The organism is Mycobacterium sp. SP-6446, from assembly GCF_001954045.1.
Classification (GTDB): domain Bacteria; phylum Actinomycetota; class Actinomycetes; order Mycobacteriales; family Mycobacteriaceae; genus Mycobacterium.
The window spans coordinates 1-18,473 of the sequence record NZ_MBEM01000006.1 but is presented as its reverse complement, the minus strand read 5'-3'; the positions used below and the strand labels follow the sequence as shown (position 1 = coordinate 18,473).

The following is an 18,473-nucleotide window of genomic DNA, read 5'->3' as shown; positions in this document are numbered from 1 at the left end:
GCGTACTGTGAGGCTTGTCACGCGAAAGAACAAGGAGCTGAAACCGATGACTGTTTTCGCACGTCCAGGTGCCGCCGGGGCATTGATGTCGTATGAATCCCGGTACGAGAACTTCATCGGGGGCCAATGGGTCGCGCCAGTGGGCGGCCGCTATTTCGAGAACCCGACGCCGGTGACCGGTCAGACGTTCTGCGAGGTGGCCAGGTCCGACGAGGCCGACGTGGAAAAGGCGCTCGATGCCGCGCATGCGGCCACACCCGCCTGGGGCAAGACCGCGCCCGCCGAGCGAGCGGCGATCCTGAACAAGATCGCCGACCGCATCGAGGAAAATAAGGCCGCGCTGGCGGTGGCCGAGGTGTGGGACAACGGCAAACCGATCCGGGAGGCGCTGGCCGCCGACATCCCGCTGGCCGCCGACCACTTCCGGTATTTCGCGGCGGCGATCCGCGCGCAGGAGGGCTCGCTGTCTCAGATCGACGAGGACACGGTCGCCTACCACTTTCACGAGCCGCTGGGCGTGGTGGGCCAGATCATTCCGTGGAACTTCCCGATCCTGATGGCCAGCTGGAAGCTGGCGCCGGCACTGGCGGCCGGCAATGCCGCGGTGCTCAAGCCCGCCGAGCAGACCCCGGCGTCGGTGCTCTATCTCATGTCGCTGATCGGCGACCTGCTGCCGCCCGGGGTGGTCAACGTGGTCAACGGGTTCGGCGCGGAGGCCGGCAAGCCGCTGGCGTCGAGCAACCGGATCGCCAAGGTCGCCTTCACGGGGGAGACCACCACCGGGCGATTGATCATGCAGTACGCGTCGCAGAACCTGATCCCGGTCACGCTGGAACTCGGCGGCAAGAGCCCCAACATCTTCTTCTCCGACGTGATGGCCGCGCACGACGATTTCCAGGACAAGGCGCTGGAGGGCTTCACGATGTTCGCCCTCAACCAGGGCGAAGTGTGCACCTGCCCGTCGCGCAGCCTGATCCAGGCCGACATCTACGACGAGTTCCTGGAGCTGGCGGCCATCCGCACCAAGGCGGTCCGGCAAGGCGACCCGCTGGACTCCGAGACCATGCTGGGTTCGCAGGCCTCCAACGACCAACTGGAAAAGGTGTTGTCCTACATCGAGATAGGCAAGGACGAGGGCGCCAAGATCATCACCGGCGGAGAGCGCGCCGAGCTGGGTGGCGACCTGTCCGGCGGCTTCTACATGCAGCCGACGATCTTCGGCGGCAACAACAAGATGCGCGTCTTCCAGGAGGAGATCTTCGGGCCGGTGGTCGCCGTCACGTCGTTCAAGGACTACGACGACGCTCTTGCCATCGCCAACGACACCCTCTACGGCCTGGGCGCCGGCGTCTGGAGCCGCGACGGCAATACCGCCTACCGGGCCGGCCGGGATATCCAGGCCGGCCGGGTATGGGTCAACTGCTATCACGTGTACCCGGCGCATGCGGCGTTCGGCGGCTACAAGCAGTCCGGCATCGGCCGGGAGAACCACAAGATGATGCTCGACCACTACCAGCAGACCAAGAACCTGATGGTGTCCTATTCGCAGAAGGCGCAAGGATTCTTCTGATGGTCCCGCGGGTGGTGATCACCGCGGATGCCGCCGAGCTGCTCGGGCAGCTACAGGCCCGGCACGGCCCGGTGATGTTCCATCAGTCCGGTGGCTGCTGCGACGGGTCGTCGCCGATGTGTTACCCGCTCGGCGACTTCCTCGTCGGCGATCGCGACGTGTTGCTCGGCGTGCTCGACGTCGGGGCCGACGGGGTTCCGGTGTGGATTTCGGGTCCCCAGTACGAGACCTGGAAGCACACGCAGTTGGTCATCGACGTGGTGCCCGGCCGCGGCGGCGGGTTCAGCCTGGAAGCGCCCGAGGGGGTGCGATTCCTGTCCCGCGGCCGCGTGTTCACCGAGCAAGAGCAGGCGTCGTTGGCCACGGTCATCACCGGCGCCGGCTACGAGCGCGGTGAGCGGCCCGCGACACGGGGTCCGGTGGTGGCCGACGCGGCATTGGGGACCTGCCCAACCGCAGTACAGTCGAGAAAGTGATTCCCCTTCCGCGTCCGTGGCTGCTGGCCAGTGCCATGCTGATCGGTTGTGCGGTCGGGTTATTGGCGGCCGTGGCGTTCACCGTCGTGGACCATCCGAGGGTCCGCCCGGACATTGCGATCGCACTGGTGGTCGGGATTCCCAGCGTGATCGGGCTGCTGACGATCGTGCTGTCGGGGCGGCGCTGGGTCACGGTGGTCGGCGCGTTCATCCTCGCGGTGGCGCCGGGCTGGTTCGGCGCGCTCGTCGCTCTGCGGGTGGCGGCCGGTGCCTGACGTGCCTGATGGGGACCGGGAGTCTCATCCGCAGACCGAGGCGTTCGTGCCGGACTTCTCCGACGACACCGGCTCGCAGCCCGTTCCCGTTGTCGCCGAGCCGGAAGCGCCCGAGCCGGAAACGCCCGCACCCGACACGGCCCCGGAGGAGGACACCGAGCGGGACGGCGTGAGCGAAGCCGGCGGTGCGCCGGTGCAGCCGGTCGCCGTTCCCGGCCGCTATCACTACCTGAAGTGGTGGCAGCTGGTTCTGGTGCTCCTCGGCGTGTGGGCCGTGGGGGCCGTCGTCGGCCTGGGGCTGTTCTATTGGTGGTACCACACCATCGACAAGGCGCCCGCGGTGTTCGCGGTGCTGGTCTACGTCGTCGCCTGCGTGGTGGGCGGCGTGATGCTGGCGATGCACGGCAGGCCGCTGATCTCGGCGCTGTCGATCGCGGTGATGTCGGGGCCGCTTGCCGCCGTCGCCGCCGCGGCGCCGCTCTACGGCTATTACTACTGCGAGCGGGTGGGCCACTGCCTGATCGGCGTCATCCCGTACTAGGCCACTAGGGTAGGGGCCGTGACTCACTATGACGTCGTCGTCCTCGGGGCCGGTCCCGGCGGATATGTCGCGGCGATTCGCGCCGCACAGCTGGGCCTCAACACCGCGGTCGTCGAGCCGAAGTACTGGGGCGGAGTCTGCCTGAACGTCGGCTGCATCCCGTCCAAGGCGCTGCTGCGCAACGCCGAGCTCGCCCACATCTTCACCAAAGAGGCCAAGACCTTCGGCATCAGCGGCGAGGCGACCTTCGACTACGGAATCGCCTTCGACCGCAGCCGCAAAGTGGCCGAGGGCCGCGTCGCCGGCGTGCACTTCCTGATGAAGAAGAACAAGATCACCGAGATTCACGGGTACGGCAGGTTCACCGACGCCAACACGCTGTCCGTTGAGCTCAATGACGGTGGCACGGAAACCGTCACGTTCGACAACGCCATCATCGCCACCGGCAGCAGCACCCGGCTGGTTCCCGGCACGTCGCTATCGGAAAACGTGGTCACCTACGAGGAACTGATCCTGTCCCGGGAGTTGCCCGAATCGATCATCATCGCCGGGGCCGGCGCGATCGGCATGGAGTTCGGCTACGTGCTCAAGAACTACGGCGTCGACGTCACGATCGTGGAGTTCCTGCCCCGCGCGCTGCCCAACGAGGACGCCGAGGTGTCCAAGGAGATCGAAAAACAGTTCAAGAAGCTGGGCGTCAAGGTGTTGACCGGAACCAAGGTCGAGGGCATCTCCGACGACGGTTCGGTGGTCAGGGTGACGGTCAGCAAGGACGGTCGCAGCGAGGAACTCAAGGCCGAAAAGGTGTTGCAGGCCATCGGTTTTGCGCCCAATGTCGAGGGCTACGGGCTGGAGGCGGCCGGGGTCGCGCTCACCGACCGCAAGGCCATCGGCATCAGCGACTACATGCGCACCAACCTGCCGCACATCTACGCCATCGGCGACGTCACCGGACTGTTGATGCTCGCGCACGTCGCCGAGGCCCAGGGTGTGGTCGCGGCCGAAACCATCGGTGGGGCAGAGACTTTGGCGCTCGGCGATTATCGGATGCTGCCGCGCGCGACGTTCTGCCAACCCAACGTCGCCAGTTTCGGGCTCACCGAGCAGCAGGCCCGTGACGAGGGCTACGACGTGGTGGTCGCCAAGTTCCCGTTCACCGCGAACGCCAAGGCGCACGGCGTGGGCGACCCCAGCGGTTTCGTCAAGCTGGTGGCCGACGCGAAGTACGGCGAGCTGCTCGGCGGGCACCTGGTCGGCCACGACGTGTCCGAGCTGCTGCCCGAGCTCACCCTGGCGCAGAAGTGGGATCTGACCGCGACCGAGCTGGCCCGCAACGTGCACACGCATCCGACCATGTCCGAGGCGCTGCAGGAGTGCTTCCACGGCCTGACCGGCCACATGATCAACTTCTGATCGATGAACACCAGCAAGACCAGCGAGAGGATCGTCGGCGCCATCGGCGGCGTGGCGATCGGCTATGTGCTGTGGCTGGTGGCCATTTCGACCGGCGACAATGCGACGGCGGGCCAGTGGGGCCCGCTGGTGTTGCTGATGTCGGTGGTGCTCGGAATCTGCGCCGGGGCGTGTGGGTGGTGGTTGCGCCGGCGCGGTAACCAGCTGTGGGCGGCGTTCGCCTTCGGCCTGCCGATACTGCCCGTGGTGCTGACGCTGGCCGTGCTGGCCGACGTCTACCTCTAGCTAGCGGGGGTTGTCCAGCGGGATGTCGAGCGCGGACATCGTCGCCGCCAGGCCGTCGTATTGGCTTGCGAGCAAGCAGAATTCGATCAGCTGTCGCCGATCCAGGTGAGTCGCCAGCCGCTGCCAGGTCGCGTCGCTGATCGTCCGGTCCTTGACGAACTCGTCCGTCGCCGTCAGCAGCGCCTGTTGCCGTTCGGTGAGCCCGGACCCGTTCGGCGCGTCGGGCCAGGCGAAGATCGCGGCCTGCATGTCCGCATCCAGACCCGCCCGGCGGGCCATCCGGCGGTGGTGCTGCAGCTCGTATTCGCACGAGCGCACGTGCGCGACCCGCAGGATCACCAGCTCGGTGTCGACCGGCCGCAGCCGCCCCCGCAACAACCGGCCGCCGTAAAAGGCCCAGGCCCAGAACAGCAATCGGCGCTGGCCCAACGTGGTGAACAGGTGGAACTCGGGCGCTTTCACCGTGCGCGCACCCAGCTTCGCGATCACCCAGTTGATCGGTCCCAGCTCTCGGAACCCGCCCGACGGGATGCGGCCGACGGGACCTGCCGGGAGCCCGGTCACGCTTGCTTCACCAGATACGGGGACACCGTGCTGCGGTGCTCGTCGAGATCGAGCGCGCGCCCCAGCGCGGGGAACGCCCGCTGCGGACAGTTGTCGCGTTCGCAGACACGGCAACCCGCGCCGATAGGCGTAGCGATCTCACCCGACAAGTCGAGTCCTTCCGAGTAGACGAGCCGGTGGGCGTGCCGAAGTTCGCAGCCCAGCCCGATCGCGAAGGTCTTACCCGGCTGACCATACCGCGCGGCGCGGCGTTCCACGGTGCGGGCCACCCACATGTAGTTGCGGCCGTCGGGCATCTGGGCGATCTGCACCAGGATCTTGCCGGGGTTGGCGAACGTTTCGTAGACGTTCCACAACGGGCAGGTTCCGCCGCTCGAGGAGAAGTGAAAACCCGTGGCGGACTGACGTTTTGACATGTTGCCGGCCCGGTCGACCCGGATGAACGAGAACGGAACACCGCGCATCGACGGCCGCTGCAGCGTCGAGAGCCGGTGCGCGATGGTCTCATAGCTCACCGAGTAGAACGCCGACAGTCGCTCGACGTCGTAGCGGAAATTCTCTGCGACGTCGTGGAATTGGCGATAGGGCAGCACCGCGGCCGCCGCGAAGTAGTTGGCCAGCCCAAGCCGGGCCAGCGTGTGCGACTCGTCGCTGGTGAACTTGCCCTCCTCGACCATGCTGTCGATCAGGTCACCGAATTCGAGGTAGGCCAATTCGGCGGCCATCTTGAACACCTGCTGACCCAGCGAGAGGTGATTGCTGATTTCCAGCGTCTTGGTCTCGGGGTCAAAGCGGTGCAGCACGGTGTCGCCGAGATCGATGCGCCGGTTGATGTGCACGCCGTGCACCTCGGTGAGCCGCCTGGTCAGCTCGCGGGCCAGGTCGCCGTGATGCAACCGCATCTGGGTGGTGAGGTCCTCGGCGGCGGTGTCCAGCTCGTGCAGGTAGTTCTGGCGCTGGTAGAAGTAGTCGCGCACCTCTTCGTGGGGCATCGTGATCGACCCGGTGCCACTGCCGTCGAAGAACCGCTCCTCGGTGGCGGCGGCCAGCTGCGCGGTGGTGATCCGGTAGCGCCGATGCAGGTTGACGACCGCGCGGGCCAGCGCGGGATGGGCGCTGACCATCTCGGCGACCTCGGGCGGTTCGACGTCGATGCCCAGGTCGCGATCCATCGTCACCTCGCGCAGCTCCGCGACCAGCCGGGTGTCGTCGTGCGGTGCGAAAAAGGTCGCGTCCACGCCGAACACCTCGGTGATCCGCAGCAGCACGGCCACCGTCAGCGGCCGGACGTCGTGCTCGATCTGGTTGAGGTAGCTGGGTGAGATCTCCAGCATCTGGGCCAACGCGGCCTGACTGAATCCGCGCTCGCTGCGCAACTGGCGAACGCGCGAGCCGACGAATGTTTTGGACACCTAACAGAGCCTACCCGCCACTGCGAAGATACGGTTTGCAGAGTTGGCATCGCGCTAGGATTGGTTTTTCGGAGATGCCATTTGGCATGATTCCCGTCTGCCCCCGGTTACCGTGGGGTCCAGACGAGGAGCGAGCGGGGGAGCGAAGCCGTGAGCCTGGACAAAATAATGATGCCGGTGCCCGACGGCCACCCCGACGTATTCGATCGCGAATGGCCGCTGCGCGTCGGCGACATCGACCGCACCGGCCGGCTGCGGCTGGATGCCGCCTGCCGCCATATCCAGGACATCGGCCAGGACCAGCTGCGCGAGATGGGCTTCGAGGAGACCCACCCGCTGTGGATCGTCCGCCGCACCATGCTCGACCTGATCCGCCCGATCGAGTTCCAGGACATGCTGCGGTGCCGGCGCTGGTGCTCGGGCACCTCGAACCGGTGGTGCGAGATGCGGGTCCGCGTCGACGGCCGCAAGGGCGGCCTGATCGAATCCGAGGCGTTCTGGATCAACATCAACCGGGAAACCCAGATGCCCGCGCGCATCGCCGACGACTTCCTGGCGGGCCTGCACAAGACCACAGCCATCGATCGGCTGCGGTGGAAGGGCTACTTGAAGCCGGGCAGCCGTGACGACGCGACCGAGATCCACGAGTTTCCGGTCCGGGTGACCGACATCGACCTGTTCGACCACATGAACAACTCGGTGTACTGGAGCGTGATCGAGGATTACCTCGCCGCCCATCCCGAGCTGCTGCGGGGACCGCTACGCACCACCATCGAGCACGAGGCGCCAGTCGCGCTGGGCGACAAGCTCGAGATCATTTCGCACGTCCACCCGGCCGGTTCCACCGATCAGTTCGGTCCCGGCCTGGTCGATCGCCCTGTTACAACGCTCACATATACCGTCGGCGACGAGACGAAAGCCGTCGCCGCGCTCTTCTCCCTGTAGCCGATTCGGGCCGCTAAGCGGCCCGCTCAATTTCCCGTCTTGACCTGCGGCTTTGGGGTTACTGGCCGGTAGCTTCTGAAACGGTTCAGTTCTTGGATGCCTTCGCAAGATTTGCAAAACCGGGCAAACGTGTTGCGGAAATTGGCAAATGAAACGGGTGGACCGGCATAAACAGGCTGTGCCATGGTCGTGTTAGCACGCCAGTGAAGTTGAGCCTCCAGCTACCGCCGGACGGCGGCGTCAACCGTTCACCAATTGCAAAGGAGTTAAGCCCAATGTCTGACGTTGGCACCCCGAAGAGCGCCGAACAGATCCAGCACGACTGGGACACCAACCCGCGCTGGAAGGGCATCAACCGCACCTACACCGCCAAGGACGTCGTCGCCCTGCAGGGCAGCGTCGTCGAGGAGCACACCCTGGCCCGCCGCGGCGCCGAGGTGCTGTGGGAGCAGCTGCACGACCTGGAGTACATCAACGCCCTCGGCGCCCTGACCGGCAACATGGCCGTGCAGCAGGTGCGCGCCGGCCTGAAGGCCATCTACCTGTCGGGTTGGCAGGTCGCCGGCGACGCCAACCTGTCCGGCCACACCTACCCCGACCAGAGCCTGTACCCGGCTAACTCGGTGCCGCAGGTCATCCGTCGCATCAACAACGCGCTGCTGCGCGCCGACGAGATCGCCAAGGTCGAGGGCGACCGGTCCGTGGAGAACTGGCTGGCGCCGATCGTCGCCGACGGCGAGGCCGGCTTCGGCGGTGCGCTCAACGTGTACGAGCTGCAGAAGGCGATGATCGCCGCGGGCGTCGCGGGGTCGCACTGGGAGGACCAGCTCGCCTCGGAGAAGAAGTGCGGCCACCTCGGTGGCAAGGTGCTGATCCCGACTCAGCAGCACATCCGCACCCTGACCTCGGCGCGCCTGGCCGCCGACGTCGCCGGCGTGCCAACGGTCGTGATCGCGCGCACCGACGCCGAGGCGGCCACCTTGATCACCTCGGACGTCGACGAGCGCGACCAGCCGTTCATCACCGGTGAGCGGACCAAGGAAGGCTTCTACCGCGTCAAGAACGGCCTCGAGCCGTGCATCGCGCGGGCCAAGGCCTACGCGCCGTACTCCGACCTGATCTGGATGGAGACCGGGACCCCGGACCTCGAGCTCGCGGCCAAGTTCGCCGAGGGCGTCAAGTCGGAGTTCCCGGACCAGATGCTCGCCTACAACTGCTCGCCTTCCTTCAACTGGAAGAAGCACCTGGACGACTCCACCATCGCGAAGTTCCAAAAAGAGCTTGGCGCAATGGGATTCAAGTTCCAGTTCATCACGCTGGCCGGCTTCCACGCGCTGAACTACTCGATGTTCGATCTGGCCTACGGCTACGCCCGCAACCAGATGAGCGCGTACGTCGAGCTGCAGGAGCGCGAGTTCGCCGCCGAGGAGCGCGGTTACACCGCGACCAAGCACCAGCGCGAGGTCGGTGCCGGTTACTTCGACCGCATCGCGACCACGGTGGACCCGAGCTCGTCGACCACCGCGCTGGCGGGTTCGACCGAAGAGGGTCAGTTCCACTGAGTTAGTCTGCCGAGCAGTCCCCCGCATGCGGGGGACTGCTCGCGCGTTTAGGAGGAAGTAGTGAGCGACGCAGCGATCCACCGGGTCGGGGTTGTCGGTGCGGGGCAGATGGGGTCCGGCATTGCCGAGGTCTCGGTGCGCGCCGGAGTCGACGTGACGGTGTACGAGCCCAGCGAGGAGCTGATCACGGCCGGACGCAACCGCATCGTCCGGTCGCTGGAGCGCGGCGTCAGCGCGGGCAAGGTCACCGAGCGGGAGCGCGACCGCGCGCTCGACAAGCTGACGTTCACCACCGACCTGAAGGACCTGGCCGACCGCCAACTGGTGATCGAGGCCATCATCGAGGACGAGGCCGTCAAGGCCGAGCTGTTCGCGGAACTGGACCAGGTCATCACCGACCCCGACGCGGTCCTGGCGTCGAACACCTCGAGCATCCCGATCATGAAGGTGGCCGCGGCCACCAGGAACCCTCAGCGCGTGCTGGGCCTGCATTTCTTCAACCCCGTCCCGGTGCTGCCGCTGGTCGAACTGGTCAGCACGCTGGTCACCGACGAGGCCGCGGCCGCGCGCACCGAGGAGTTCGCCAGTGCGGTTCTGGGCAAGCAGGTGGTGCGCTGCTCGGACCGGTCCGGCTTCGTCGTCAACGCCCTGCTGGTTCCGTACCTGCTGTCGGCGATCCGGATGGTGGAAGCCGGTTTTGCCACCGTCGAAGACGTCGACAAGGCAGTGGTCGCCGGGCTGTCGCACCCGATGGGCCCGCTGCGGCTGTCCGATCTCGTCGGATTGGACACCCTCAAACTCATCGCGGACAAAATGTTCGAAGAATTCAAGGAGCCCCAATACGGCCCGCCGCCGCTGCTGCTGCGCATGGTGGAGGCCGGCCGGCTCGGCAAGAAATCCGGACAAGGCTTCTATACGTACTGATGCGGCCCGTGAATGGGTCGGCGCGACGCCATTGTGTCGATCGGGTAGCATTCTCGCGACAACCGACGAGAGGCATCCGAATCGCATGGCTCAGTTGAAGCCGTATTACGAAGAGTCGCAATCCATCTACGACATCTCGGACGAATTCTTCTCGTTATTCCTAGACCCGACCATGGCCTACACCTGCGCCTACTTCGAGCGGGACGACATGACCCTCGAGGAGGCCCAGAACGCAAAGTTCGACCTGGCGCTGGGCAAGCTCAACCTCGAACCCGGCATGACGTTGCTCGACATCGGTTGCGGTTGGGGTGGAGCGCTGCAACGAGCGATCGAGAAATTCGATGTCAACGTGATCGGAATCACGCTCAGCCGCAACCAGTTTGAATACAGCAAGGCGAAGCTTGCCGGTTTGCCGACCCGGCGCAACGTCGAGGTGCGGTTGCAGGGCTGGGAGGAGTTCGACGACAAGGTCGACCGCATCGTCACCATCGGCGCCTTCGAAGCGTTCAAATCCGAACGGTGGGCCGCATTTTTCGGCCACGCCCACGACGTCCTTCCCGCCGACGGCAGAATGCTCCTGCACACGATTTTGACGTACACCCAGAAACAGCAACATGAGCGCGGCGTCTCGCTGACGATGAGCGACGTGCGATTCATGCGATTCATCGGCACGGAAATCTTCCCGGGCGGCCAGTTGCCGGCGCAGGAAGACATTTTCAAGTTTGCGCAGGCCGCCGGTTTCTCGGTCGAAAAGGTGCAATTGCTGCGGGAGCATTACGCGCGCACGCTCAACATGTGGGCGGCCAATCTTGCGGTCAATAAGGAAAACGCCGTCGCGATCCAATCCGAAGAGGTCTACGACCGCTATATGCACTACCTGACCGGGTGCGAGAATTTCTTCCGCAAAGGCGTCACCAACGTGGGGCAGTTCACGCTCGTCAAGTAGTGCTACGCAGCACGGCGCCGATCGCCAGGCCGAGCACCAGTAGCGCGCCCGCCTGCCGCACGTGCACCCACGCCAGCGCGGCGTACCACAGGGGCCACACCGGAAACTTCGGTGGCGGTTCGGCCGGTCTCGGGCGGCGGAAGTACGGCCACACCTTCGCCAGCCGGGGCAGCGCCAAGGCGACCACCAGCGCGGCCCAGGGCATCGCGCCGGCCGCGACGGCGATCGCGACCAGCACGTAGAAGCCGACCATCATGCCCAGCGTCACGACGCGGGCGCGCGCCTCGCCCAGCAGGACCGGCAGCGTCCGGATCCCGAGCGGCTCGTCGTAGGGGATCTTGTCGATGTGCTTGCCCATCAGCACCGTCGTGCACAGCAAGCCGTAGGGCAGTGAGGCCAGAACGACGTCCCAACCGACCGAGCCGACCGCCGAGTAGTACGTCCCGCAGACCATCAGCGGACCCCACACGACGAAAACGTCGGGCTCGCCCAGCCCGCGTTTCTTCAGGCGCAGCGGCGGCGCCGTGTACGCGACGCTCAGCGCGAAACCGCTGAGCGCAAAGGCGATTACGGGCCAACCGCGGGCCCACGTCAGCGTCACCAGGATCGCCAGGTCCGCGACGTTCACCAGCAGGATCGCCAGCCCCAACGTCCGGCGGCTGATCAGCCCGGACAGCACCGGGTGGGGGGCGTACAGCGCGCGGGGATAGGTGGCGCTGTCGGTGCCCACCTGCGTGTCGTAGAGGTCGTTCATCAGGTTATTGGCGGTGTGCGCCAACGTGATTCCCAACACGGCAAGCACCAGCCACCGCCAATCCAGGCCCGGCTTGCCGACCGCCAGCAGCGCCGCCACCAGACCGGAAACCAGGGTCATCGGCAACACCGCGGCGCGGGTGACAACCAGCCACCGCGTGACCGTGTCGACCGGCCCATCGGGTGGCGGGTTGGTGGTGCGAAGTGCGTATGCCCACGACCTCAGCCGGGAGCCCACGCTCGCCTCAGGCATTCCTAAAGCCTAGACCGGCCTCAACGCGGCTGTGGAACGATCGGCGTCGGATGCGGCTGCGCGCGGAACTTCTCCAGCGACCCGCCGACCTCGACGATCCCGCATATCGCGTTCCAACTGAGCATGGTCAGGTAGTCGATCAGCTCGTCGCGACTCATCCGGGGTTCCGACATCCACGAGTGTGTGGCCAGCTGCACGCCGCCGACGATCAGGTAGGCCCACGGCTCGACCCCGCCGGTGTCCAACCCGGCCTGGTGCATGCGCCGGCGGATCAGGACCGCGAGCATGCGGGCGATGATTCGCTCGGAGTCGGCGATCACCTTGCTGTGGCTCGCCGAGCTGTTCGCCATCACGAACCGGTACGGCTCGGGCTCGTTTGCCACGGTGTCGACGTAGACCCGAATGACCTCGCGGGTCAGGTCGAAGCCGTCCAAGTTCGATGAGAGGGCCGCGGTCATGTTGGGAATCAGCGTCGTCTGTGTGAACCGCATCATCACGGCGGTCGTCAGATCGTTCTTGTCGACGAAGTAGCGGTACAGCACGGTCTTGGAAACCCCGATCTCGGCCGCGATGTCGTCCATGCTCAGGAAGCGGCCAAGCCGCCGAATCGCTTCAATGGTTCCGTCGACCAGCTCATTACGTCGATCAACTTTGTGCTGATGCCAGCGCCGCTTGCGACCATCCATCTTGACGGTCACAGCCGGTATTTGCTCTGCCACAGTCGCCGATTTCCATTCCCTAGACGCCCTCGATAATACGGCCTGGGGGGTCCGGTTGGCGGATGGCGGGCGCGGGAGAACAGGCCCCTGGACAGTGCAAGTCACACTAATCGCCCGCGGCGATACATGATGGTGTGGTGGCACACAGAGCCGAGCCGCCGGGGTCGCCGGCGCGGGGGCTGGACGTGATCGCGTCGCCGAGCCCGGCGCGCCGCCCCCACACGTCCCTCGCGGAATCGTTCGCGGGGGCCGATCCGCAGGCCGACGCCGAACGCCGGGTGGCGCTGCGCCGGATGAAGATCGTGGCGCTGGGTTTCCTGATCGGTGCCAGCGGCGTGTTCCTCGCGTGCCGGTGGGCGCAGGCCCACACCAGTGCGGGCGTCTGGGTCGGCTACGTCAGCGCGGCCGCGGAGGCCGGCATGGTCGGCGCCCTGGCGGACTGGTTCGCCGTCACCGCGCTGTTCAAACACCCGCTGGGCATACCCATCCCGCACACGGCGATCATCAAGCGCAAAAAGGATCAGCTCGGCGAGGGCCTGGGCACCTTCGTGCGGGAGAACTTCCTGTCGCCGGCGGTGGTCGAGACCAAGCTGCGCGACGCGCAGGTGCCCGGCCGGCTCGGCAAGTGGCTGTCGGAGCCCTCGCATGCCGAGCGGGTGGCCAGCGAGACGGCGACCATCCTCCGGGTGTTGGTGGAGTTGCTGCGCGATGAGGACGTGCAGCAGGTCATCGACCGGATGATCGTGCGCCGCATCGCCGAGCCACAGTGGGGTCCGCCGGTGGGCCGGGTACTGGGCACCCTGCTGGCCGAGAACCGGCAGGAAGCCCTGATCCAATTGCTCGCCGACCGGGCTTTTCAGTGGTCGCTCAATGCCGGCGAGGTCATCCAGCGGGTAGTCGAGCGCGACTCGCCGAGCTGGTCGCCCCGATTCATCGACCACCTCGTCGGTGACCGCATTCACCGCGAGTTGATGGACTTCACCGACAAGGTGCGGCGCAACCCCGACCACGAACTGCGCCGCTCGGCGACGCGCTTCCTGTTCGAATTCGCCGACGACCTGCAGCACGATCCGGACACCATCGCGCGCGCCGAAGCCGTCAAAGAGCAGCTGATGGCCCGCGACGAGATCGCCAACGCCGCCGCGACGGCATGGAAGACGATGAAACGGCTGGTCCTCGAGGGCGTCGACGACCCGTCGAGCGCGTTGCGGACCCGCATCGCCGACACGGTGGTTCGCATCGGGGAATCGCTGCGCGACGACGCCGAGCTGCGCGACAAGGTCGACAACTGGATCGTCCGGGCGGCCCAGCACCTGGTCTCGCAGTATGGGGTTGAGATCACCGCGATCATCACCGAGACGATCGAGCGCTGGGACGCCGAGGAGGCCAGCCGGCGGATCGAACTGCACGTCGGCCGCGACCTGCAATTCATCCGGATCAACGGAACGGTGGTCGGCTCGCTCGCGGGGCTGGCGATCTACGCCGTCGCGCAGCTGCTTTTCTAGCGGTGCTAACAAGTGCTTGCAAAAGCAAGCACTTGTCCGTAGTCTGAGGGCCGTCAAGATCGACCATCGACCCAGGAGTACGCAATGGCACCCGAGGAGAAGCTCTCCGCCAAGGTGTCGACCGCGGCCTCCGAAGTGGCCTCCGACATCGGCAGCTTCATTCGTGACCTGCGGGAAAACGCGCAGGTCTCGGTGCGCCAACTGGCCGAGCGGTCGGGGGTCAGCAACCCCTACCTCAGCCAGGTGGAGCGCGGACTGCGCAAGCCGTCCGCCGACGTCCTGAACCAAATCGCGAAAGCGCTGCGGATTTCGGCCGAGGTGCTCTACGTGCGGGCCGGGATCCTCGAGCCGAGCGAGGCCAGTCAGGTGCGCGACGCGATCATCACCGACACCGCGATCACCGAGCGTCAGAAGCAAATCCTGCTCGACATCTACGCGTCGTTCGCCCAGCAAAACGAATCCACCCCAGAGGAGTGTCCGACCGAATCCAATGGCGACTGACCTGGGCGACGTATAGACGGCGCGCCACGCGGTTACCCAGAAGGAAGGGACTCAACCGTTCCAGGCCAGTTGCCGGCTCTGCTGCCCCGATCTGGCGGCCAGCGCAGCTGCCACTCGATCATCACTCGACCGACCAAGCAGGAGGTTCTCGCGCAACTTCCACCAGACAGCAGTCCGTAACACCGATAACGAAAGAAATAACGAAAGGAAAACCAATGGCTGAAAACCCGAACATCGAAGACCTGCGCGCCCCGTTGCTCGCCGCACTCGGCGCGGCGGACCTGGCCCTGGCCACCGTCAACGACCTGATCACCAACCTGCGTGAGCGTGCCGAGGAAACCCGCACCGAGACCCGCAGCCGGGTCGAGGAGCGGCGTGCCCGCCTGGCCAAGCTGCAGGAGGACCTGCCCGAGCAGTTCACCGAGCTGCGCGAGCGGTTCACCGCCGACGAGCTGCGGAAGGCCGCCGAGGGTTACCTGGAGGCCGCGACCAGCCGCTACAACGAGCTGGTCGAGCGCGGCGAGATCGCCCTGGAGCGGCTGCGCAGCCAGTCCGGCTTCGACGACGCGTCGGCGCGGGCCCAGGCGTCCGTGGACCAGGCCGTCGAGCTGACCCAGGAGGCGCTGGGCACCGTCGCGTCGCAGACCCGCGCGGTCGGTGAGCGCGCGGCCAAGCTGGTCGGCATCGACCTGCCGAAGAAGGCCCCCGCGAAGAAGGCGCCGGCCAAGAAGGCCCCCGCCAAGAAGGCGCCGGCCAAGAAGGCTGCGGCCAAGAAGTCGACGGCCAAGAAGGTCACCCAGAAGTAGTCAGGTACCGGGTTGCCCCCGTGGGGGCAACCCGGATCAAGCAGCACACTCGACTCCGAGTTGCCCAGGGGGCAACTCGGAGTCGACGTTTTGGACGCCGCCCGCATACCCTTAAGGCGTGAGCCACCTCGTGGGTACCGTCATGTTGGTCTTGCAGATCGCCGTCCTGGTGACGGCGGTGTACGCGTTCGTGCACGCGGCGCTGCAGCGACCCGATGCCTATACCGCCGCCGACAAGCTGACCAAGCCCGTGTGGCTGGTGATCCTGGGCCTGGCCGTCGCGCTGACATCGATCCTGAGCTTCGTCTTCGGCGTGCTCGGCATGGCGATCGCGGCCTGCGCGGCCGGCGTGTATCTGGTCGACGTTCGGCCCAAACTCCTCGAAATTCAGGGTAAGTCGCGCTGACGGGATGAAAGCCCTGCTGGCCTTGCCGGCGGCGGTGCTGGTCGCCTTCTCGGCGGCCGTGCCTGCCGGGGCGGACCCGGGCACGGGCGCGGCGAGCCCGTCGTACTCACCGCCCTATATCGATCACACCGAGTGGATGCAGTGGGGAGGCCTGGCCAGCTTGCGGGTTTACCCGACGCCCTCCGGGCGGGCGGCCTCGAGGCAGCCCGGGACGTCGGCGGCCGCCGACGAAGCGTGGGCCGAGGTGCTCGCGTCGGCACCGGACGCCGACACCGCCGGCATGCGTGCGCAGTTCCTCTGCCACTGGCAGTTCGCCGAAATGGCACAACCGGGCAAGACCAGCTGGAACCTCGAGCCGTGGCGGCCGGTCGTCGACGACACCGAAATGGTCGCGGCCGGTTGCAATCCCGGCGGCCCGGAAGGGCCGTTCTAGTGGCGGACCGACCCATCCGCGCCCAGGTGGCCGCACTCGTCGACCACACCCTGCTCAAGCCCGAGGCCACGGAGGCCGAGGTGGCCGCGCTGGTCGCCGAGGCCGCCGAGTTGGGTGTCTACGCGGTGTGCGTCTCGCCGTCGATGGTGCCGGCCGCAATCCAAGCCGGCGGTGTGCGGGTTGCCGCGGTGGCCGGTTTTCCGTCGGGCAAGCACGTGTCGGCGATCAAGGCGCAAGAGGCCGCGCAGGCGGTTGCGTCCGGCGCGAGCGAGGTCGACATGGTCATCGACGTCGGTGCCGCGCTGGCCGGTGAACTGGGCTCGGTGCGGTCGGACATCGAAGCGGTGCGTTCGGCCGCCGCCGGAGCGGTGCTGAAGGTGATCGTGGAATCGGCTGTGCTGCTTGGCCATAACGAGCGCACGCTGGCGGCGGTGTGCCGCGCCGCCGAAGACGCCGGCGCGGACTTCGTCAAGACATCGACGGGATTTCATCCCTCCGGCGGGGCGTCGCTGCGCGCCGTCGCGTTGATGAGCGAAACCGTCGGCGGGCGGTTGGGGGTCAAGGCCAGTGGCGGCATCCGCACCGCCGCCGACGCCGTCGCGATGCTCAACGCGGGCGCGACCAGGCTGGGCCTGTCAGGTACCCGGGCCGTACTCGACGGGCTCGACTGAATCAGAGGTTGGCGAAGCAGGGGTTGGTATTGCCGGTGGGGATGGTGGCGTTCTGCGTCGAAAAGTGGCTCGTCACACCGGAATTGGTCACCTGCACGCTGTCGGCGTGAATGCCCAACGGGAAGTTCTTCGTTTGGTCGGAGGTGAACTTGTCCAGCGTCGACTGCACGCTTTCCTTCGGCATGGTGAAGCCGAGGGCGTTGAAGCTGACGATCTGCAACTGCAGCCCGGTGCCGGAGACCACCGGCTTGGCGGTGATGTTGTCCAGCATGCCCTTCAGCTCGACGGTGCCGTCGGCCGGATGCGTGGTCACGCTGTTGGTGACGAAGGGACCCAGGACCGGGATAGCGTTTTGCACCGATTCCTTGATGCCCTCGGTCGTCCAGGTGATGGTGGCGTCGAGCGACCCGATGGTGCCCTTGGAATTGGCCGTCGATTGGAGCCGCACATCTCGGATGTTGATTTCGATCTTCATACCCTTGGCGCTGCGGATCTGGTTGCCGGCGGTCGAGACGGAGATGTTGCTGTAGTGCTTGGTCAGTTGCTGCCACAGCATCAGCGGGGTCACGCTGAACGACGCGGTGGCCTGATCCTTGGTCTCGCACGCCACCGCCTCGGCGACCTTGTTGTTGGCGACGTGGCGCACGTACAGCTCGGCGCCGATCAGCGCCGCGATGACGAGCGAAACCACGATGATGCAGACCAGCAGGATCGATAGCGGGTCGCGAAGGAAGCGTCGTTTTCTTTTCACAGGCTCTTCGTTCGGAGTTGCCAACCGTTCCGTCGGGCCCGCCGGCGGAACGGGCGGAGGCGAGTAGCCCGGTCCCTGCGTGTCCGGCCGGGTCGCACCCAGCTGCTCGGTCTGCGGCTCCGGCGCCCGCGGCGGCGGTGGGCCCGGCGCTCGCTGAGGCGGAGGTGGCGGCACCGGGCCGGGCCCGGGCTGCGGTGGCGACTGGCCGGGGCCTCCGGTGGGGAATCGCTCGGTCGGACGCTCGGTCGGTGGTGGGCCCGAGGGGCCTTGACTGCCGGGACGGCCCCACGGGCCCTCGTTAGGTGGTCCTGGCGGTCCTGGCGGGTTCGTCACCCAACCGATTCTGCCCTATCGATTCGAGCAAAGCTTGACTGGTTTCGCAGTACCGCGATGCTCTCGCGGGCCTTCGCTACCCGGTCGACGTCGATGTCGGCGACCACGAGCTGCGGCTCGGCGCCCGCCGACGCGACCACTTCACCCAGCGGCGAGGCCACCAGGCTGCCGCCCACTCCGGTCGGTGCTCCGGAGCCGGACCCCGGGCCGGTCAAGCTGTCGCCGGGGTCGGCCTGACCCGCCGCGGCGACGTAGCTCATCGAGTCCAGCGCGCGGGCCCGGGCCAGCAGCGTCCACTGCTCGAGTTTGCCGGGACCCGAACCCCAGGACGCACAAACCGCGATCACCTGCGCGCCGCGGCGGGCCAGTTCGGTGTAGAGCTCCGGGAAGCGGACGTCGTAGCAAACGGACAACCCCACGCCGACGCCG

22 protein-coding genes are annotated in these 18,473 nt (G+C 66.6%); 16 read left to right on the top strand and 6 right to left on the bottom strand.

Going from position 1 to position 18,473, the window contains the following annotated elements; translation table 11 throughout:
* Positions 1–46 precede the first annotated feature (46 nt).
* The 6 genes from adh to A5736_RS00720 are packed head-to-tail and all read left to right on the top strand — an operon-like array spanning position 47 to position 4,560.
* The gene (gene adh / locus A5736_RS00745; RefSeq protein WP_076243975.1) at positions 47–1,570 is read left to right on the top strand and encodes an aldehyde dehydrogenase; all 1,524 of its coding nucleotides are present in this window, start codon (positions 47–49) and stop codon (positions 1,568–1,570) included.
* Positions 1,570–2,046 (top strand): DUF779 domain-containing protein, encoded by a 477-nt coding sequence (locus A5736_RS00740; protein ID WP_076126803.1) that lies wholly within the window; start codon positions 1,570–1,572, stop codon positions 2,044–2,046. The genes adh and A5736_RS00740 overlap by 1 nt, the downstream gene beginning before the upstream one ends.
* The gene (locus A5736_RS00735) at positions 2,043–2,321 is read left to right on the top strand and encodes a putative holin (protein ID WP_175611150.1); all 279 of its coding nucleotides are present in this window, start codon (positions 2,043–2,045) and stop codon (positions 2,319–2,321) included. The genes A5736_RS00740 and A5736_RS00735 overlap by 4 nt, the downstream gene beginning before the upstream one ends.
* A 1-nt stretch (position 2,322) precedes the next feature.
* Positions 2,323–2,862, top strand: a complete 540-nt coding sequence (locus A5736_RS00730; protein WP_076243973.1) for a hypothetical protein — start codon at positions 2,323–2,325, stop codon at positions 2,860–2,862.
* 18 nt (positions 2,863–2,880) lie between these two features.
* Entirely contained in the window at positions 2,881–4,275 is a 1,395-nt protein-coding gene (lpdA, locus tag A5736_RS00725) for a dihydrolipoyl dehydrogenase (protein WP_076243971.1), read from the top strand.
* Between the two features lie 3 nt (positions 4,276–4,278).
* Positions 4,279–4,560 carry a hypothetical protein gene (locus A5736_RS00720; RefSeq protein WP_076126812.1) on the top strand — a complete coding sequence of 94 codons (282 nt, stop codon included), beginning with the start codon at positions 4,279–4,281 and terminating at the stop codon, positions 4,558–4,560.
* Here A5736_RS00720 and A5736_RS00715 read toward each other — a convergent pair whose 3' ends face one another.
* Both A5736_RS00715 and ramB read right to left on the bottom strand, forming a co-directional pair.
* A complete protein-coding gene (locus A5736_RS00715) occupies positions 4,561–5,124 on the bottom strand; it encodes a carboxymuconolactone decarboxylase family protein (protein ID WP_076243970.1) in 564 nt (187 codons plus the stop codon).
* Entirely contained in the window at positions 5,121–6,536 is a 1,416-nt protein-coding gene (gene ramB, locus A5736_RS00710) for an acetate metabolism transcriptional regulator RamB (protein ID WP_076243968.1), read from the bottom strand. Before ramB ends, A5736_RS00715 begins: the two co-directional genes overlap by 4 nt.
* Before the next feature lie 150 nt (positions 6,537–6,686).
* On the opposite strand from ramB, the gene A5736_RS00705 reads away from it, so the two are divergent.
* The 4 genes from A5736_RS00705 (at position 6,687) to A5736_RS00690 (ending at position 10,913) form a co-directional block, all read left to right on the top strand.
* Positions 6,687–7,481, top strand: a complete 795-nt coding sequence (locus A5736_RS00705; protein ID WP_076126818.1) for an acyl-[acyl-carrier-protein] thioesterase — start codon at positions 6,687–6,689, stop codon at positions 7,479–7,481.
* A 275-nt stretch (positions 7,482–7,756) separates the two neighbouring features.
* On the top strand, positions 7,757–9,043 hold the full coding sequence (gene aceA, locus A5736_RS00700; protein ID WP_076062568.1) for an isocitrate lyase: 1,287 nt from the start codon (positions 7,757–7,759) through the stop codon (positions 9,041–9,043).
* A gap of 60 nt (positions 9,044–9,103) precedes the next feature.
* Positions 9,104–9,967, top strand: a complete 864-nt coding sequence (locus tag A5736_RS00695) for a 3-hydroxybutyryl-CoA dehydrogenase (protein ID WP_076243966.1) — start codon at positions 9,104–9,106, stop codon at positions 9,965–9,967.
* Positions 9,968–10,052: 85 nt separating this feature from the next.
* Complete coding sequence (locus tag A5736_RS00690) at positions 10,053–10,913, top strand: cyclopropane mycolic acid synthase family methyltransferase (RefSeq protein ID WP_076126822.1); 861 nt, start codon at positions 10,053–10,055, stop codon at positions 10,911–10,913.
* On the opposite strand, the gene A5736_RS00685 is transcribed toward A5736_RS00690, so the two are convergent.
* Together A5736_RS00685 and A5736_RS00680 are read right to left on the bottom strand one after the other, a co-directional pair.
* Positions 10,906–11,919: a prenyltransferase gene (locus A5736_RS00685; RefSeq protein WP_076126823.1), complete on the bottom strand. Its 1,014-nt coding sequence runs from the start codon at positions 11,917–11,919 to the stop codon at positions 10,906–10,908. The genes A5736_RS00690 and A5736_RS00685 overlap by 8 nt on opposite strands.
* Before the next feature lie 20 nt (positions 11,920–11,939).
* On the bottom strand, positions 11,940–12,638 hold the full coding sequence (locus A5736_RS00680; protein ID WP_076243965.1) for a TetR/AcrR family transcriptional regulator: 699 nt from the start codon (positions 12,636–12,638) through the stop codon (positions 11,940–11,942).
* A gap of 134 nt (positions 12,639–12,772) precedes the next feature.
* Between A5736_RS00680 and A5736_RS00675 the strand changes: the two genes are divergently transcribed.
* From A5736_RS00675 to deoC, 6 genes are all read left to right on the top strand, one after another.
* Positions 12,773–14,143, top strand: a complete 1,371-nt coding sequence (locus tag A5736_RS00675) for a DUF445 domain-containing protein (RefSeq protein WP_139333041.1) — start codon at positions 12,773–12,775, stop codon at positions 14,141–14,143.
* Positions 14,144–14,227: 84 nt separating this feature from the next.
* A complete protein-coding gene (locus A5736_RS00670) occupies positions 14,228–14,644 on the top strand; it encodes a helix-turn-helix domain-containing protein (protein WP_076126828.1) in 417 nt (138 codons plus the stop codon).
* Between the two features lie 215 nt (positions 14,645–14,859).
* Positions 14,860–15,450 carry a heparin-binding hemagglutinin HbhA gene (gene hbhA / locus A5736_RS00665; RefSeq protein ID WP_076243963.1) on the top strand — a complete coding sequence of 197 codons (591 nt, stop codon included), beginning with the start codon at positions 14,860–14,862 and terminating at the stop codon, positions 15,448–15,450.
* Between the two features lie 118 nt (positions 15,451–15,568).
* Positions 15,569–15,856 (top strand): DUF2516 family protein, encoded by a 288-nt coding sequence (locus tag A5736_RS00660; RefSeq protein WP_040621261.1) that lies wholly within the window; start codon positions 15,569–15,571, stop codon positions 15,854–15,856.
* A 4-nt stretch (positions 15,857–15,860) separates the two neighbouring features.
* Positions 15,861–16,289, top strand: coding sequence for a DUF2599 domain-containing protein (locus tag A5736_RS00655; protein WP_076126833.1), 429 nt, complete (start codon positions 15,861–15,863; stop codon positions 16,287–16,289).
* Complete coding sequence (gene deoC, locus A5736_RS00650; RefSeq protein WP_076243962.1) at positions 16,289–16,960, top strand: deoxyribose-phosphate aldolase; 672 nt, start codon at positions 16,289–16,291, stop codon at positions 16,958–16,960. Before A5736_RS00655 ends, deoC begins: the two co-directional genes overlap by 1 nt.
* Position 16,961: 1 nt before the next feature.
* Here the strand turns inward: deoC and A5736_RS00645 are convergent, their stop codons facing one another.
* Together A5736_RS00645 and A5736_RS00640 are read right to left on the bottom strand one after the other, a co-directional pair.
* Positions 16,962–18,044, bottom strand: a complete 1,083-nt coding sequence (locus tag A5736_RS00645; RefSeq protein ID WP_076243960.1) for a DUF2993 domain-containing protein — start codon at positions 18,042–18,044, stop codon at positions 16,962–16,964.
* Positions 18,041–18,473: nitrilase-related carbon-nitrogen hydrolase (locus tag A5736_RS00640; RefSeq protein WP_305800060.1), on the bottom strand; the 433-nt coding region annotated here is incomplete at its 5' end. The genes A5736_RS00645 and A5736_RS00640, both read right to left, overlap by 4 nt.